The sequence below is a fragment of the Spirosoma jeollabukense genome, from assembly GCF_054777855.1.
On record NZ_BAAHAD010000018.1, the window covers coordinates 17421 to 35325 of the forward strand.

Below are 17905 nucleotides of genomic sequence, written 5' to 3' on the forward strand. Positions count from 1 at the left end.
CGTATGGAGACGAAAACCAGAGTAACGCAGACCGAACCTGAATCGAATTTGCCCGTAAACCGATGGCTTAGCCTACCGCCGGACGTAGTGATGCAGTCCGTTTGGCGGGGACGGGCACAAATACTAGTGACGATGATGGTATTTGCTATGCTGGGAATTATAATCGCCTTACTGCTAAAACCAGAGTTTATTTCGGAAGCTAGAATTATGCCTGAAATGAATAACGGCTCAGGCGATATGTTTAAACGATTGGCATCGGTGGCGGGTTTTGCTGGCATGGATCTCTCGGATGCCGAAGGCGTAGACGCCGTTCGCCCGGACTTATACCCGAACGTATTACAGAGTACGCCTTTTGTTTTGCAATTGATTGATAAACCTATTATCACAACAAATGGTCAACGATTGACAGTTGGTCAGTTTCTATTACCTAACGATGACCGTTGGTCACTGAAAAAATTACTCGAGTTTGGAAAGAAAGATGATCCCAAGCTTCCCCTAACGAACAAACCGGGCGGGCCCGTACGATTAACGTCACGCCAGCAGGAATTAGTTGAGGACATCGGAAAACGAATTAGTGCTAAACTCGATACACGTTCGGGGATTATTACCATCACCGCCAAAATGCCCGACGCCAACGTAGCAGCCCTGGTAGCTCAACTGAGCATGGATTATCTGACGCAATACGTAACAAATTACCGTACCGAGAAAGCCCGACAGGATTTACAGTTTTATGCCCAGCGACTCCATGAAGCCCAAAAACGATACCAAACCGCGCAGTTCAACGTATTTCAGTACAACGACCAGCACAAATATTACGTAGTGCAGGCCGCCACCATGGAAAAACAGCGGATGGAGGCCGAATTAAGCATCGCACAGACAGTTTATTCGGAACTCTCCCGCCAATTTGAGCAGGCAAAACTGAAAGTGCAGGAACGAACGCCCATCTTTAAAGTACTCGAACCCGCGCAGGTACCTCTCAAGCGCACTTCCCCGAAACGAACAATAATCGTATTGATTTTTTCAGGAATAGGCCTGCTAGCAGGAGTCATGTACGTATTAGTCCGGCAGGCTGACGTCGCGGGTAGATTGCGGATGGTGTTGCGAGAGAAGTAGGACTGTGTGCCGGTCAGAGACCGGTTAACGCTGCGACGTAGTCAGAGACTACGCCGAACATGGTAAACGATTAACATACAGTAAAGCATGGTTAGTTGCTTGGCGTAGTCTCTGACTACGTCACAGCGTTAACCGGTCTCTGACCGGAATAAACACAAAAGTTATGCCACAAGGCTATCAAATTCAAGATCCGGGGGCAACGTATTACCTAACGTTACAAGTAATCGATTGGGTAGATGTTTTCACTCGGAAAACGTATCGTGATGTCGTTTTGGATAGTTTGACTTATTGCCGACAGCATAAAAGTCTCGATGTCTATGCCTACGTCGTTATGAGTAACCACCTGCACTTGCTTGTACGCGCCCGGGAAGAAAATTTGTCGGACGTATTACGTGATTTTAAAAAGTTTACAGCAAGCCAAATTCTTAAACTGATTGCTGATAGTGGTGTCGAAAGCCGTAGCGATTGGCTGTTGAAGCGCTTTGAATTTGCGGCTCAACGTCATGTACGAAATTCGACTCATCAGTTTTGGACACACGAAAATCATGCCGTTGAGATTTTTACTGATCGCTTTTTGCACCAAAAAGCGGACTATATTCATCAAAATCCAGTACGGGCAGGCTGGGTTGATGAACCACAGGATTATTTGTATTCAAGTGCCCGAAATTATGGTGGCCGACCGGCATTAATTGAAATTGATTTAGTGTGATAGTGTTTGGCGTAGTCTTCCGCTATGTGTGGCACATGGCTGATGTTTGGCGTAGTCTCTGACTACGTCATAGCGTTATCCGGTCTCTGACCGGAATTTTGATTTTATCTTAGGTTCCGGTCAGAGACCGGTTAACACGGCGACGTAGTCAGAGACTACGCCGAACCCAGCAAAGCCAAGCGTAAACGTTCATCATTTGAGTCGTTTACGACGAACCAACTTAACCACACGAATTTGTTAAACGACCTTAAACAGAAAAAAAAGCAGATCGCCGTTATTGGGTTAGGCTACGTCGGTCTGCCGATTGCGCTGGAGTTTGCCCGACATTTTCGCGTAATCGGCTACGACAGCAATCCCGATCGGGTGGTGATGCTACAGCGTAGTGAAGATCCGTCGCGTCAATTACCGCCCGATGCGTTTGCGGGGGCCGACATTACGTTTACGGATAATCCAGATCACTTACGGCAAGCTAACTTCTTTGTGGTGGCCGTCCCCACGCCGGTAGACGATTATAAAGTGCCCGATCTGAAGCCGCTGCAACGAGCTTCGGAAGTCATTGGGCTGGCGCTGAAACCCGGTGATTATGTGGTGTACGAATCCACCGTATACCCGGCTTGTACCGAAGATGATTGCCTGCCATTGCTGGAAAAGTATTCTGGCCTGACGCTTGGCACTGACTTTAAACTCGGTTACTCCCCTGAACGTATCAATCCCGGCGATAAAGTCAGAACCTTACCCGACATTCTCAAAGTCGTGTCGGGTAATGATGCCGAGGCTGCGCAAACCATCGCCGAAGTATACAGTAGCATCATCCGCGCGGGCATCTACGTAGCACCGAGTATCAAAGTCGCCGAAGCTGCCAAAGTCATTGAAAATGTGCAACGTGACCTGAACATTTCGCTTATGAACGAGCTGGCGATCATCTTCGACAAGATGGGAATCGATACTCAGGAAGTGCTGAAAGCCGCTGCCACGAAGTGGAATTTCATGCCATTTACACCAGGATTGGTTGGTGGACATTGCATTGGGATTGACCCTTATTACCTGCTCTACAAAGCCCGCCAGTTGGGGTATGATCCACAAGTCATTAATTCCGGTCGGCGAATTAATGACGGGATGCCAGCCTACATCGCGACAAAATTAGTACAGATGCTCCTACAACGTGACAAGAGTCCACGCCAGACGAAGGTGCTGGTTATGGGATTGACATTCAAGGAAAATATTGCCGACATCCGCAATTCGAAGGTAGCGGATCTGGTCCGCGAACTGATGAAATACGCCATCAATGTACACGTAGTAGATCCATATGCGTCGCCGAATGAGGTAGCGCATGAATATCGCCTGACGCTGATGGACGTACCATCGACTCAGTATGACGCCATTATTGTGGCCGTTGGGCACGACGAATACAAAGTATTGGACGTACCCTATTTTAAATCACTGATGAACGGCGCACCGATTTTGTTGGATCTGAAGGGATTATACAGTGTGCAAAAAGACGATGAAATTCAATACTGGCGGCTTTGAGATTCGACAAATTAATGAACGTAGTCATTGTAGGCAGCCCGGCATTCGACTCCCTGGAATATCATCTGAGCGATTCCTTTCGGACGCTGGGGCATCGCGTTTCTTTGCTGGATGTTACAGATGGATTGCCCGTTTCGGCTAAGATCAATTATTGGGCGTCACGTTTTTTTGAACCCTACGACCGGGCGATTGGCAAACAGCTCGCTGACAAAATCGTGCGTTTAAACCCTGATTTAGTGCTGGTTGTCTACCGGAATGTACACCCGATCCTGGTGGAACAGGTTAAACTTCGATGCCCTGATGTGCCGGTTGTCCAGGTAAATCCCGATGCACTCTCGAACCTGGAGAAACAGCAGATCATTGCCGCCGACTTCGACTATTACTTTTCCAAAGAACCGTATCTCGTCCATGCGCTACGTGACCGGGCGGGTCTGAATGCCCATTATTTGCCGGAAGGTTTTAATCCGCGCATTCATCAAAAGCCACCCGTTGAAAAAGCGTTTGCCGAATGGATGACAACCATTGATGTGCTGGTGTTTGGCAACCTATATCCTTACCGGGCCCGCATGATTGAGCAACTGATGCGGGCAGGTGTGAACGTAGCGGTGTATGGAACCGAAGGTCCGTATCTGCGGGCGGCCGTGCGGTCAGGATTTCGGGAGCAGTATTTGATAGGCCCTGAGAAAAACAGGCTACTGTATGGGGCTAAAATCGTTTTCAATAACTTTCATTACGCGGAGATCACGTCGGTCAATCAGAAGTACTTCGAAATTAATGGCATCGGGGCCTTTCAGCTTTGCGATTACAAACCGACCATTGAAGAATATACGGGTGTAGCGGCCGACCGGGTAACGTATCATACGATGGATGAGGCCATTGATAAAATCCGGTATTACCTGGCCCGCCCCAACGAACGCCATGAACTCGCAGCGCAGCAGTACGCTCATTTTCAGACGCATCACACATTCGACCTGCGAGTAGAGCAACTACTGCGTACGATTAGTCTGTACATACCGATTTTATGAGAAGCGTGATGGGGCACGCTATTCAGCCAGGAACAGCCGTTTCAAGACCATTGACGGTTTTGGTTATCGGGCAGATGGTTTCTGCGCTGATGACGTTGATCTACGGGAAACTCACGGCCGTATACATTCTACCGGCTGAGTGGGGAGATTACAGTTTGCTATTCGCAGCTATGACGTTGTCACACAGCTTTTTAGTGACGCCTACCATTCAGTCATTCAAGGTGGCATTTGCTCGGTTTTCGCACCGACAAACCATCCGCTTCTATTGCCGAATCCTCCTGCTGATTTATTTGACTATCCTGCCAACGGTGGCTTTGGTAGCTGGGTTGTATTACCAGAACCCGATTTTTGGATTGGTTTGGCTGGCGGCTTTTGGGCAGGGAATTTATCAGTTCGGGAACAGCTATCTGAACGTATCGGGCCAGCACCGGCGCTACGTATTGATTCAAATCGGGTATGCTGCCAGTAACGTACTGATTTTTTTGGTATTCATTGTTGGCTTCAGGCAGCAAACATCCGTTGGGCTTTGGCAGTCGTTAACCTTGCTGAATAGCCTGTTTGCCCTATTGGCCTACTGGCAGCTAATTCAGGCGATTCGGACCCATGAATCGCTGTCGGAAATAACCGTTGATTGGAGCGAGCTGATCAACTCGTTCAGGCAATATGCTGGTCCATTGCTCAGTCTGGCTTTTTGGGGGTGGATTAATAACTATGCTGATCGCTATCTCCTTCGGCTTTATCTAACCGATGCCGATGTTGGTCAGTATGTTATGGGATATAGTCTGGGGTCGAAATTGCTGATTCTGGTGGCTCCGCTGTTAACCTTTCTCTCGCCACAAGTACTGGAATTGCGAGCCGCCGGGCAGCCTTCTGTAACCGCTAACCCATTGATACTACGTTACCTGGGCCGCTACGGAGCGCTGGCCGGGACGGGTTGTTTGCTGTTTTATCTAAATCATGACTGGATCGGAGAGTTACTCTTGTCGGATCGATACAGCCCCGCCTTTCTTGTTGGACCGATTGTGGCAGCCGGTTATTTATTTCTGACGAGTATTCACCTGCTGGAAATGAAATGGTATGCCTTCGGCCAAACTCGATTAGTGCTTTTTCACAACGTATCAGGAGCCGTATTGACTATTGCGCTTAGTACTTTGTTAATTCCCAGACTTGGCATTTTGGGTGCTGCGCTAGCTACTTTATTCGGTTTCGCCGGGCAGTTTCTGTTAGTAATCTGGCTGTTTCTGTCCGAAAAGTTCAATAGCCAATGAAACGCCTTCTCGTATGTGCGCTGACCTTTCTGCTGGCCATCCAGGGTATAGCGTATTGCACAGGTGCAGAAGCGTTAGCCGTTGCCTTGTCGCTGTGTACCTTCCAGACATTCATCCACCGCGTCGGTGAGCGGATTGCCTTGCTGGAGTGCATTAGTTTCATTGCGGCACTCGAAATTTTGCTGGTGCCTGCCATTACGTACTGGGTCTTCCCGGCCTCCATGCCCGTAGAGTCAGCTACGTATTTCAGTTATGCGTTACCGGCCTATAGCGCATTTTATATCGGATTATTCTGGTTCAGAAACTACGAGCCGAAACTTCCTCATCTACTTTATATTCAAAACGCAGCGGCCTATCTCCAGGACAAAAAAGCATCTGGTATCGTACTGTTAATCATTGGTTTACTCGGTTTTTCGGTAAAGACCTTTGTGCCCACTGCACCCACTATTCTCGGTACGTTACCGGCGTACTGCCTGTTCATAAGCGCATTTTATGCCTACTATTCCGGGAGTCGGTATCGACTCTTGATTCTTGCTACAGTCTTCGCTGTGCTGGTAACACATACGATTCAGGCGGGGATGTTTGGTGAGCTATTCTTCTGGATAATGTTACTGGCAATTTTTGGTACGGCTGGTAGACTTAATCCACTCACAATTCGCACGAAAATCATCTTTGTGAGTTTAGCGTTCGCGTTTTTACTCCTGATTCAATCCGTTAAAGGAGAATACCGATACAACACGTGGGGTTACCAGCGGGGCGAACGTACGGGCAATGCAGAGCTCATGAGCGACCTGCTGGCTGACCGACTTACTAATCCTGAAAAACTCCTGAACGTCGATCATTTATTTTTGTCATTCGTTCGATTTAATCAGGGCATCATGATCGGGAGTGCCATGACGAAGGTGCCCATGCATGAAGCGTATGCCAATGGAGACGTATTACTGTCGTTCATTTACCCCTTCGTCCCCCGACTGATGTGGCCAAACAAGCCCCAAACGGGTGGATACGAAAACATCAGACGGTTTACTACGTTGCCGCAATCCGAAAACACCAGCATTAATCTGTCGCCCCTGGGCGAAGGATATGTTAATTTTGGCTATGGTGGTATTTTGTTCTCTCTACTTTATGGCTTGCTGTTAGGTGGCATTTTCCAATACGTATTGCAGTTGGCAGCCCACCGTCCCTCGCTTATCCTTTGGTTACCAATGCTGTATATCGGCTGTCTAACCATGGAAACCGACCTTCTCTCAACCTGGGGCAGCTTAGTGAACAACGCTATTTTTATCATGCTGCTAGTCTGGCTTCTGAAGCGCGTCAGTATTCACTTATAATCCTTCATGACCGTTACTTATATCGTTCGCAGTCCCGGCACTGGCCACAGTATTGAAGCATTGTTTGACAGCATTCAGCCCGAAGTTGAGCAGCAGGGAATACAAACAAATACGATTCAATTGCCTCATATTAGCCGGGGTTTACGTAGCGTTTGGAAAAATTTGAACTTTGTAAAAAAGCTATCGGCCGACGTTTTTCACATCACCGGTGATGTCCACTACGTTGCGCTGGCACTGCCCGCATCGCGTACGATCCTGACAATTCATGATTGCCGTTTACTGGAAACTAACCGAAATCGGCCGTTGCGGTATGCGTTTTTTTGGCTTTTCTGGTACTACTTTCCTATAAAACGAGCGGCCATTGTGACGGTCGTTTCTGAGAAAACCCGTCAGGATTTATGGCGCTACGTAGGTCGGGCAGCCCGACATGTACATGTTATCCCGAATAGCTACGATCCGCTTTTTACCCATCATCCCAGACCTTTTTGCACTGATCGACCTGTGCTGCTTCAGATTGGTACAGCTCCCCATAAGAATCTGGCGCGGCTGCTGGCGGCCATCGAAGAAATCAGATGTACACTCGTCGTTATTGGTCCGTTAACACAAAGCACTATAGCTGATCTTCACCAAAGGCGAATACAGTATCTAAATCACGCCAATATCAGCCGATCAGACGTCGTTCAATGCTACGTCAATTGCGACATCGTTACGTTCGTGTCAACCTACGAAGGGTTCGGGATGCCTATTATTGAGGCCAACGCCATTGGACGGGTGGTCATTACAGCCAATGATTCTCCTATGAGAGACGTTGCCGACGGAGCCGCGCATGTAGTCGATCCAACTGACATAGCAGCTATTCGACAGGGGATTCTGACGTTGATTCAGGATGCTACGTATCGGGAAACATTAATACAGCGAGGTCTTCAGAACGCCCGCAACTATACAGTCAAGACAGCCGCAACCCGTTACGAAGCCTTATATCGGCAGGCACCAGTGGTGTTCTTTCACGCATTCCTTCTTTCGCTCTTTTTCAGATGAACATCGTTATGTCGGCCGATTGCTTTTATCCGGCGCAGATGGGTGGTCCCAGCAATGCCATCTACTGGCAGGCCAAGGCGCTGACAATGGCCGGGCACGATGTGACGGTGGTAGCTACGTCGCAGAGTTTGCCGTCGTCAATACAGCTTGATCGCTGGCTGACGCTGGACTGTGGTCGGGTGATCTACTCAAAAAATCCACATTTCTATCTCCCCATAAAACACATCTGGTACGGTTGGCAGGCCATCCGCACCGCCGAGCTTGTCCATGTGAATAGTTTGTTTTATCCGGCATCATTGGCCTGGGTTCTCATGAGTCTGTTACTACGTAAGCCGATTGTATGGTCGCCCCACGGCGAACTCAGTCCCGTTGCTCTACGCTTTCGCCCCCGCTTGAAACGAATGCTGCTAAATGCATTTCGGCTATTTCGGTCTTTCCTATATTTTCACGCAACGTCTGAAGCGGAAACCGCTCATATCCGACATCATTTTGGGGTTGATGCACAGGTAGGCGAAATTCCTAATACAATGGAATTGTCGTCGCCAGTCGCGCGGGTCGCCCGACCGTATCTGCTGTTTATGGGGCGATTGCATCCAATCAAAGCCATTGACCGGCTACTGGACGCATTGAGTACGTCACCGCTGTTTCTAAATAGTGAATATTCCCTGCTGATTGCCGGGCCGGTTTCGGATGAAGCCCATGCCAATTTTCTTCGTGAACGTGTCGATACGCTGAAACTCTCCGCCAGGGTTACGTTTCTGGGGGCCGTCTATGGTGAGCAAAAGGAGCAGGTATACGCCGATGCCCGGTTGCTGATTCTACCCTCTCATTCCGAGAATTTTGGCAACGTTGTCATCGAGTCACTGGCGCAGGGAACGCCCGTTGTTGCGTCAACAAACACACCCTGGCAGGTACTGGAAACGGAACGTGCCGGTCGTTGGGTAGCTAATGATCCGGACGCGCTTCGACAGGCCCTTGACCAATTCATAACAATGCCGTCTGATAAATATTCGCTTTTTCGAACCCGCGCTTTAAATCTGGCCCGGCAACAGTTCAACAGTCGCTCGAAGGTAGCCCAGTGGGAACAGTTTTATACGATAGTGCGAGCGAGGATAAAGATATAACGTACTGAAAATGAGTTCAACGTCGGCTATTGATTTTCATGGAGAAATTGCGCGGCAATTTGATCGACGCTACGAATCCTCAACAGCGTTTGTGGAACGATTCAACGTCTGGACGGACCTGCTTAATCAGTATGTAAAGCCCATCGACCGCGTTCTGGACCTTGGTTGTGGATCGGGCATTTTCAGCAATTACCTCGCCGAAAAAGGCTGTATCGTTACGGGCATTGACGGGTCGGAAGCAATGATTGCTTTATGTAATCAGAAAAAAACAGTTGTTAACGTACGCTACGTAGTCCAATTACTGCCACTGCCCGATCCTGCGAAATATGCCCCACAGGATGTCGTCCTTATGTCGAGTCTACTTGAATACATAGACAATATGGAGCAGATGCTTCAACAGGTCAGGGATTTACTGAAACCAAATGGCCTTCTTATCGTCTCTATTCCCAACCAGCTAAGCCTGTATCGGCGGGTGGAACGCAGGCTATTCCGGCTAACCGGCTGGCCCGCCTATTTCGCCCACACTCGCAATAGCTCAACTGACGCAATTTTCTCCCATCACCTGTCCATGCTAGGATTTGATAGAGTCGAAATAACGTTCTTTTCAAGTCATGATCCCATTTCGAGACTGCTAAAACCGTTTTTAGCCCGGCACTACGTCAACAACTTGCTCGTTGGTGTTTACCGACGGGCAGAAGTTTAGCAGTTCGATACCTATCCACCCATGAAAATCATAAGCATTGTCGGGGCACGTCCAAACTTTGTAAAAGTGGCTCCTTTGCATCGGGCGTTTTTAGCGCATCCAGGCATTGAATCCAAACTTGTTCATACGGGTCAGCACTACGATACTCAGCTAAGTGATGTATTTTTCGAGCAACTCGATCTGCCCAAACCAGACTATCATCTCGGTATTAGCCCAGGAACGTCGGCTGAACAGTCGGCCGAAATCGAGCTCACATTCGAGAAGGTCATAACGCGCGAACAGCCCGACTGGGTGTTGGTTGTGGGCGACGTAACGAGTACCCTCGCCTGTGCATCGGTGGCCGCCCGGATGGGTGTACGTGTGGCACACGTTGAAGCGGGACTTCGTTCGGGAGATTTACGAATGCCCGAAGAATACAACCGAATCGAGACGGATAAGCTATCAGATTTGCTATTCGTGACTGAACAAGCTGGCATAGATAACCTCCGTCGTGAAGGTGTTACCGACGAAAAAATTCATTTTGTTGGCAACGTGATGATTGACTCACTGGTGCGGTATCGCCAGAAAGCTAATGAGTTAAAGGTTAGTAGTGATCTTGGCGTTCGCGCCAAAAAGTATGTTCTGCTAACCATGCATCGCCCGGCCAATGTAGATTATGAAGCCAGACTGCGTAGCATTTTGCAAATTTTGAGTGAGACGGCATTGCGCCAAACCGTAGTGTTCCCGCTTCATCCGCGAACCCGCGCAAGCCTGCTGAATGTTGACTTGATGGGTCAATTAACTGCAATACCGAATGTTAGGCTGCTGGGACCGCAGGGGTACCTGGAATTCCTGAATCTGATGGAACATGCCTCGCTCGTCATTACCGATTCGGGCGGTATTCAGGAAGAAACCACCTATTTGCAGGTCCCTTGTCTAACCTTTCGCGACTCGACCGAGCGGCCCGTAACGATCGAACTTGGCACCAATCAGCTACTGGCCGATTTGAATCCTGATACACTACGTCGAAAAGTGACCGAGATCCTGGACGGACGTACTAAACCGGGTATAGTCCCGCCTTTGTGGGACGGAAAGACCGCTGAACGTATTGCGGAGATCCTGTATGCCACACAGATGTGCAGCGGCTCACAGCTTAAAGGCTCTGTATTCCAAAACCATGAAACAACTCATACAGAACCTTAAAACGGGCGAAACCCGACTCGAAGACGTACCGGCGCCACAACTACGGCCAGGCCAGGTGCTGATTCAGACCCGGCTGTCGCTGGTATCCTTAGGGACGGAACGAATGCTGGTTGAATTTGGACGAGCCAGTTTACTTGCCAAAGCCCGGCAGCAACCAGAGAGAATGAAGCAGGTGCTTGAGAAAGTGAAAACAGATGGGGCAATACCCACGCTGAAAGCCGTATTCCGGAAACTCAACCAGCCGATACCGCTTGGTTACTGCAACGTCGGTACGGTGCTGGCCCTGGGTGATGGCGTTACCGATTTGCGCATCGGTGATCGGGTGGCGTCCAACGGCCCACATGCCGAAATTGTTTGTGTACCCCGACATCTGGTCGCCCCAGTACCCGGCAATGTGCCGGATGAGGCCGCGGTTTTTACAATCGTTGGCGCTATTGGCTTGCAGGGTATTCGGTTACTGAATCCTACACTGGGCGAAACTGTCGTTGTCATTGGCCTGGGGCTAATTGGCTTGTTAACGGCGGATTTGCTACGTATCAACGGATGTCGGGTGATTGGTGTCGACATAGACGAAGCCAAATGCCAGCTAGCAGAGAAAAAGGGAATTTTTACGATTAATCCTACTACTGGCACTGATCCCGTAGCGGGAGTTTTATCAAGTACGAATGGTGTTGGTGTTGATGGCGTGATCATCACAGCTTCGTCGTCTACCGATGAAATTATAGCCCAGGCAGCTCAAATGAGTCGCAAAAGGGGCCGGATTGTGCTAATTGGCGTTGTCGGACTGACGCTGAATCGGGCGGAGTTTTACGAGAAAGAACTGACATTTCAGGTGTCGTGCTCGTATGGACCCGGCCGGTATGATGATGCCTACGAGCAACAGGGTCGCGATTACCCAATAGCCCATGTGCGCTGGACCGAAAACCGCAATTTTGACGCAATCCTACGGCTCATGGCAACCGGCCAACTGGACGTAAAACCACTTATTAGTGATAAGGTTCCGTTTGCAGAATACAACACAATTTATGGATCTCTGGAAGCGTCGCATCGAATTGCCGCGCTACTCAGCTACCCGGATCAAGTTGATCTGAGTCCAACAATTCGCCTGCGTGACCCCGTCTATAGCCGAAGTTCAGGAACGGTCGGTATTATTGGCGCGGGAAATTTTACGGATGCTACGCTGCTGCCAGCGCTGAAAGCATCAGGGGCAAACCTGAAAATCATCGCTAGCGCTAGCGGGCTAAATGCTACGTTGCTGGCTAGAAAATATGGCGTTAGCCAAAGCACATCAGCCTATCGACAGATACTGGATGACCCCGCCGTTGATTTGTGCGTCATCACGACGCGACACAACAGTCATGCCCGGTTGGTTATCGAAGCGCTGCAAGTGGGGAAGCACGTTTTTGTAGAAAAACCGCTGGCTATTTATGAGCATGAGATGGCTCCAATCATTGACGCTCAACAGACGTCGGGTCGAATGGTATGGGTTGGATTCAATCGTCGGTTTTCACTCCATGCGCAAAAAATGAAGTCACTTTTGGGTGGAACAAGGTCAGATGAGCTACCGATGAACGTAGTCGTGACCGTCAATGCGGGTTTTGTTGACGCCAGTTCCTGGGTACATGACCGAGCGATTGGGGGTGGACGTCTTCTGGGCGAGGCCTGCCATTTCGTAGACCTGATCACGTATCTTACGGGAAGCACCGTCGCGCGTGTTTGTATGAACGCAATGGGATGGCAACCGGCCGAAACGAGCGATTCGGCGTCAATGCTTCTGCGCTACGAAAATGGTGCAACGGGTGTAATTAATTATTTCAGCAATGGCAGTAAAGCCTACGCTAAAGAGCGTGTAGAAGTTTACTCGCAGGGGCGAACCCTGATTCTGGACAACTTTCGCCAGCTAACGGGCTACGGATTCCGCGGATTCTCAAGCCAATCCGGTCAGCAGGATAAGGGGCACAACGAGCAGATGAAGCGGTTGATTGAACAGCTACGTAGCGATGAGAAAAAGCAATCACTACTTCCTTTTGCCGATAGCGTTAACACGACTCAAACGACACTGGCGGCTTTACACAGTTTGCGGGAAGATCGCTGGGTTGACGTAGCCGGTATCGGGATGTCGCAAAGCAACGTAGCAACATGACTAACCCAGGTCTACTTTGGCGAACTGTGCGGCATCTGACCCTTCGGCAGATAGTCTATCAAGTACTTACTCGCCTGAGGAGACGCGCTCGTTTACGCTTTCCTGAAGTCGAACCCCAGGGCTATTTTCTGACTATACCCGATGCTGATAAGGTGGCGTCATGGCAGAATGGGATATTTACGTTTTTGAATCAGCGCCAATCTTTTCCACACCGAATTGACTGGAATTTTTCGGGTAATGGCAAACTCTGGACATATCACCTCAATTACTTCGATTTCCTGAATCAACCAGGCATGACGGCCGAAGCTGGACTGGCGTTGATTCAGGATTTCATAAGTCAGACCAATACAGTACGGGATGGGCTGGAACCCTACCCTACTTCGCTACGGATTATAAATTGGGTGGCGTTCCTAAGCCGGAATCAGGTTCATGACCCTGCGATTAACCGCCATTTGTTTGCTCAAATCCATCTGCTCAGCCACCGATTAGAGTATCATTTATCCGGAAATCACCTACTCGAAAATGGTTTTTCATGGCTCATCGGCGCTTTGTATTTCCGGCACGAAAAATGGTTTCGTTTGGCGGCAAATCTTGTTCGTACCGAACTAACCGCACAGCTTTTAGCCGATGGCTGCCATTACGAACGTAGTCCAATGTATCACCAGATTCTTCTTGACAGATTGCTGACGGTGCTGCTGGCTCTGCAACATGATCGCTGGCACAAAGAGGATACGCTCCTTGCTTTTCTAAATCAGAAGGCGAGTCAGATGCTCAATTGGCTCGAAGCCGTTACGTTCCGCCATGGCGATGTACCGATGGTCAATGATTCGACAGCCGGTGTTGCTCCCACGACGAGACAACTGCGAGAGAAGGCAGGGCGGCTGGTGCCATCGCCTGCGGAGTTTACTGCTTCCAGAATTGCTACAGTATCAACCTTAGAAGCAGAAAGCGGCTACCGGTTTTTTCGACAGGATCGATACGAATTAATGGTGAATGTAGGGTCAATTGGACCTGACCATCAGCCTGGACATGCCCACGCGGACACTTTCTCGTTTCTATTAAATGTGGATAACTCTCCCATAATTGTGGATAACTCAGCCTCGACGTACCAGCTTGGTCAACGTCGGACATGGGAAAGAAGCACAGCTGCTCACAATACCGTTGAGGTGAACCGTATTAACTCATCTGAGGTATGGGCTGGTTTTCGCGTTGGTCGTCGGGCACGGGTAAAAGTGCAACAAGACACAGAAAGTAGGCTGATGGCCTCTCATGATGGTTATCAACGCGATAATGTCATTCACCAGCGGACGTGGTCTGTCGAAGAAACGAAGATCTGTATAACGGATCGTCTGTTGGAACGTACTGATTCTAAGACAAATCGGGCGGGTGTTGCCCGCTTATACTTCCATCCAGCTATTCAGATAGATCGTGTGGATAACGTAGTTATGGCGGGACCGATAAAAATAAGTTTCTCGTCAGTAACCAATTTTAATTTTCTCGTCACAAGGTACGATATGGCTGACGGCTTTAATCGCCTACTGACGGGAAAATGCGTAGAAGTCGTGTTTGATGATCAATTAGAAACCACGATATATCTACTGGATGAAAATCCTCTACCTAACGTTTTACTTCGCACCTGATATTGGGCCCGGCGCCTTTCGGAACACAGCTACGGTGGACGAACTAGCTCGCCAACTTCCCCAGAACAGCCATATTCAGGTTGTTACAACCAAGCCTAACCGGTACGAATCGTTCAAGCCAGCTATTTCCGACTACGAAAGACGTAGCAATGGTGATTGCCTGATTACAACTGAACGCATCAGGATTCCCAGGCATGGAAATGGTCAATTAAGCCAGATATGGTCTTTTATGGTGTACGGATGGGCTGCTTATCGGCTTACAAAAAATCACAGATACGAACTGGTTGTGGCTTCGTCATCTCGTTTGGCCACTGCCTTTTTAGGAGCTTTCATCGCCAGGAAATACCAAACTCCTCTGTTTTTAGATATCCGCGATCTATTTCGTGAAGTGATGTTGGAAAAGCTAAGGAACTCTGGCGTTCGGGCGCTACTAAATCCGGTTTTGCGTGCTGTCGAACGCTATACATTTGGTTATGCCAGTCATATAAATTTAGTGTCTGAGGCATTCCGGTCTTATTTCAAATCCTATCCCCTAGCTACGTTTAGCTATCTCACAAATGGCATTGACGATGTGTTTTTGAGCATCCCTCCCAGCCAGCCCTATCCAGGTTCATCTATTCGAACCTTGCTTTACGCGGGAAATATCGGGGAAGGGCAGGCCCTGCATAAGGTTATTCCACAAGCGGCTCGCCTGCTGGGCGCTACCTATCGGTTTGTCGTCTTTGGAGGTGGGGGCGCAGCCAGGCGAAAGCTGGAGAAAGCTATTCAGTTGGAGAAGGTCACAAATGTTGACCTGTATGATCCTGTCACCCAGTCAGAATTATTGGTCGAATACCAAAAGGCCGATTACCTGTTTGTCCACCTTGATGATCTGGAAGCTTTCAAGCGGGTGTTGCCGTCGAAATTTTTTGAATTAGGCGCGACAGACAAGCCGATCGTCGCTGGCGTAGCGGGTTATGCAGCCTCGTTTGTGCAGGAGCAACTCGAAAACAGTATTCTGTTCAACCCCGGCGACGTAGTGGATTTGGTTAGGCAACTGCGCGAAACTCCTTACCGAACGCAGGGCAGAGCGGGTTTTAGAGCGCGTTTTCAGCGGAGGGCAATAAGTCAGCAACTCGCCCGGCAAATGCTCGAAACGCTGACTAAATCAAGCCGTAAACAACTCGTCAAAACGCTATGAACGCTTTATTAACGGGTGCGTCGGGTTTTTTAGGCAGTCGAATTTACCGAGAACTTATCCAGCAACATACCGTTACGACGCTGGGTCGAACAGTAGTCAGTAATCGGCATATCCACTGTGACTTAACTCAAGCTAGGCCTGTGCTTCTTCCAGAGCCGTACGACATCATCATTCATTCCGCGGGGAAAGCCCACGCGGTTCCCCGTAACGTAATAGAACGCGCTGATTATGAACGGGTAAATGTATACGGAATTAGTAGGCTCCTGAACATGCTGGAGCGATCGCCGATCCTGCCTAAATCGTTTGTTCATATCAGTACGGTACTCGTTTATGGACGCTCAGAAGGGCAATCGCTCACAGAAATGACGCCACTTGACGCTAAGGATGCCTATGGTCTAAGTAAGATCATGGCCGAAGATGTGGTACGTTCCTGGGCCAAACGTAACGGTGTCCGTTTGGCTATACTACGTCTACCGTTGGTAGTTGCCGAAAATCCCAGAGGAAATCTGTCCACCATGATCAAGGCTATCAAACGTGGTTACTACGTCCATATGGGCACTGGTTCGGCCCGACGAAGCATGGTGCGGGCCGATGACGTAGCGGCTGTAATTATCCGTGCGGCAGAGGTTGGCGGCATATTTAACCTTACGGACGGCTATCACCCCAGTGTTCGTGAAGTAGAAGAGTCTATAGCCCGACAGGCTGGTAAGAAAACCCGGTTGATTATTCCGCTCGACCTGGCTAAGGCCCTGGCGTATGCTGGCGATGGAATCAATGCGCTCGTAGGCCATCGCTTTCCGCTCGACTCAATTGCCTTGCAAAAGCTGACTCACTCGCTCACTTTTTCTGACGAACTGGCCCGCAAACAACTGGATTGGCATTCACGTCCTGTGCTCGACGTATTTAGATGAGTTTAGTCGGCTACATACTTCTGGCAGCCCTGTTAATTGGTATAAAGTTGGTATATCTCCGAATAGCCCGGCATTTCAATCTTTTTGATAGGCCTAACGAACGCAGTTCGCATACCAGCCCTGTTACGATCCAATCGGGAGGGATTATCTTCTATCTGGCGGCTTTGGTGGCTGTTTCAGTCGATAAACTCAACCAGCCTTACTTCTTCATTGGCCTGACGGCGGTTGCGCTGATTAGCTTTTGGGATGACCTTAACTCCCGATCCATTCGTTCCCGGATCATCACGCAGTTTAGTGCAATGAGCCTGTTGCTAATGCAAACGGGCGTATTCCCTGACTATTACTGGGTATTTCTTGGCTTACTTCTAATTGGCGTTGGTAGCCTGAATGCCTACAATTTCATGGATGGCATTAATGGCATGACTGCCTTTTACAGCCTTGTTACAATTGGAACGCTTTGGTATCGGCAGAGCCAGACAAGGCCGGGTAATGTAGCGGATTCGTTGCTCCCATGCGTATTTATTGCCTTGCTTATTTTCAGCTATTTCAACGCGCGCCGACAAGCTATCTGCTTTGCCGGTGATGTCGGTAGCATTTCTATGGGATTCATCTGTCTGTATGCCTTACTGACTGCGATCAACCAAAGCCATACGTATCTGTTGATATTATTTTTAGCGGTCTATGGCGTGGATAGTGTCCTGACAATCATGCACCGGCTTTACCTCGGTCAATCCGTTTTTCAGGCACATCGATTGCATTTATTTCAGTTGCTCGTTCATCAACACGGGTGGTCTCATTTACGCGTATCTGGCTTATATGCGCTCGTTCAGGTTGGTATTAACGTCCTTGTCTTAAGTGCACGCGATTGGTCGTTAACAGCTCAACTAATGCTGACAGGATTGATTTTAGGCATATTGATTAGTCTGTATATTAGCCTAAAGAAGTGGCTGATGAATGAGTTCAACACAGAAAAGGGTCGGTTTAGCTAAACCGACCCTTTTCTGTGTTGAA

The 17905-nt window shown here is 49.1% G+C and carries 15 protein-coding genes; all 15 read left to right on the forward strand.

Annotated features, from left to right (window positions below; genetic code table 11):
• Positions 1-3: 3 nt before the first annotated feature.
• Positions 4-1113, forward strand: a complete 1110-nt coding sequence (locus ACYVEA_RS32770) for a GNVR domain-containing protein (RefSeq protein WP_461117597.1) — start codon at positions 4-6, stop codon at positions 1111-1113.
• Between the two features lie 163 nt (positions 1114-1276).
• Positions 1277-1822, forward strand: coding sequence for an REP-associated tyrosine transposase (locus ACYVEA_RS32775; RefSeq protein ID WP_461117598.1), 546 nt, complete (start codon positions 1277-1279; stop codon positions 1820-1822).
• Positions 1823-2056: 234 nt separating this feature from the next.
• Complete coding sequence (locus ACYVEA_RS32780; protein WP_461117599.1) at positions 2057-3349, forward strand: nucleotide sugar dehydrogenase; 1293 nt, start codon at positions 2057-2059, stop codon at positions 3347-3349.
• Positions 3350-3363: 14 nt separating this feature from the next.
• Complete coding sequence (locus ACYVEA_RS32785; protein WP_461117600.1) at positions 3364-4374, forward strand: CgeB family protein; 1011 nt, start codon at positions 3364-3366, stop codon at positions 4372-4374.
• Positions 4371-5642, forward strand: a complete 1272-nt coding sequence (locus ACYVEA_RS32790; protein WP_461117601.1) for a lipopolysaccharide biosynthesis protein — start codon at positions 4371-4373, stop codon at positions 5640-5642. The genes ACYVEA_RS32785 and ACYVEA_RS32790 overlap by 4 nt, the downstream gene beginning before the upstream one ends.
• Positions 5639-6973, forward strand: coding sequence for a hypothetical protein (locus ACYVEA_RS32795; RefSeq protein ID WP_461117602.1), 1335 nt, complete (start codon positions 5639-5641; stop codon positions 6971-6973). The genes ACYVEA_RS32790 and ACYVEA_RS32795 overlap by 4 nt, the downstream gene beginning before the upstream one ends.
• A 6-nt stretch (positions 6974-6979) precedes the next feature.
• Complete coding sequence (locus ACYVEA_RS32800; protein WP_461117603.1) at positions 6980-8011, forward strand: glycosyltransferase family 4 protein; 1032 nt, start codon at positions 6980-6982, stop codon at positions 8009-8011.
• Entirely contained in the window at positions 8008-9135 is a 1128-nt protein-coding gene (locus ACYVEA_RS32805) for a glycosyltransferase (RefSeq protein ID WP_461117604.1), read from the forward strand. Before ACYVEA_RS32800 ends, ACYVEA_RS32805 begins: the two co-directional genes overlap by 4 nt.
• Before the next feature lie 10 nt (positions 9136-9145).
• On the forward strand, positions 9146-9838 hold the full coding sequence (locus ACYVEA_RS32810) for a class I SAM-dependent methyltransferase (protein ID WP_461117605.1): 693 nt from the start codon (positions 9146-9148) through the stop codon (positions 9836-9838).
• Between the two features lie 21 nt (positions 9839-9859).
• Complete coding sequence (gene wecB / locus ACYVEA_RS32815) at positions 9860-11020, forward strand: non-hydrolyzing UDP-N-acetylglucosamine 2-epimerase (protein WP_461117606.1); 1161 nt, start codon at positions 9860-9862, stop codon at positions 11018-11020.
• Positions 10995-13163: a bi-domain-containing oxidoreductase gene (locus ACYVEA_RS32820; protein ID WP_461117607.1), complete on the forward strand. Its 2169-nt coding sequence runs from the start codon at positions 10995-10997 to the stop codon at positions 13161-13163. Before wecB ends, ACYVEA_RS32820 begins: the two co-directional genes overlap by 26 nt.
• Complete coding sequence (locus tag ACYVEA_RS32825; protein ID WP_461117608.1) at positions 13160-14803, forward strand: heparinase II/III domain-containing protein; 1644 nt, start codon at positions 13160-13162, stop codon at positions 14801-14803. Before ACYVEA_RS32820 ends, ACYVEA_RS32825 begins: the two co-directional genes overlap by 4 nt.
• Positions 14766-15983, forward strand: coding sequence for a glycosyltransferase family 4 protein (locus ACYVEA_RS32830; RefSeq protein WP_461117609.1), 1218 nt, complete (start codon positions 14766-14768; stop codon positions 15981-15983). The genes ACYVEA_RS32825 and ACYVEA_RS32830 overlap by 38 nt, the downstream gene beginning before the upstream one ends.
• Positions 15980-16894, forward strand: coding sequence for an NAD-dependent epimerase/dehydratase family protein (locus ACYVEA_RS32835; RefSeq protein ID WP_461117610.1), 915 nt, complete (start codon positions 15980-15982; stop codon positions 16892-16894). The genes ACYVEA_RS32830 and ACYVEA_RS32835 overlap by 4 nt, the downstream gene beginning before the upstream one ends.
• Entirely contained in the window at positions 16891-17883 is a 993-nt protein-coding gene (locus ACYVEA_RS32840) for an MraY family glycosyltransferase (RefSeq protein WP_461117611.1), read from the forward strand. Before ACYVEA_RS32835 ends, ACYVEA_RS32840 begins: the two co-directional genes overlap by 4 nt.
• Positions 17884-17905: the final 22 nt, after the last annotated feature.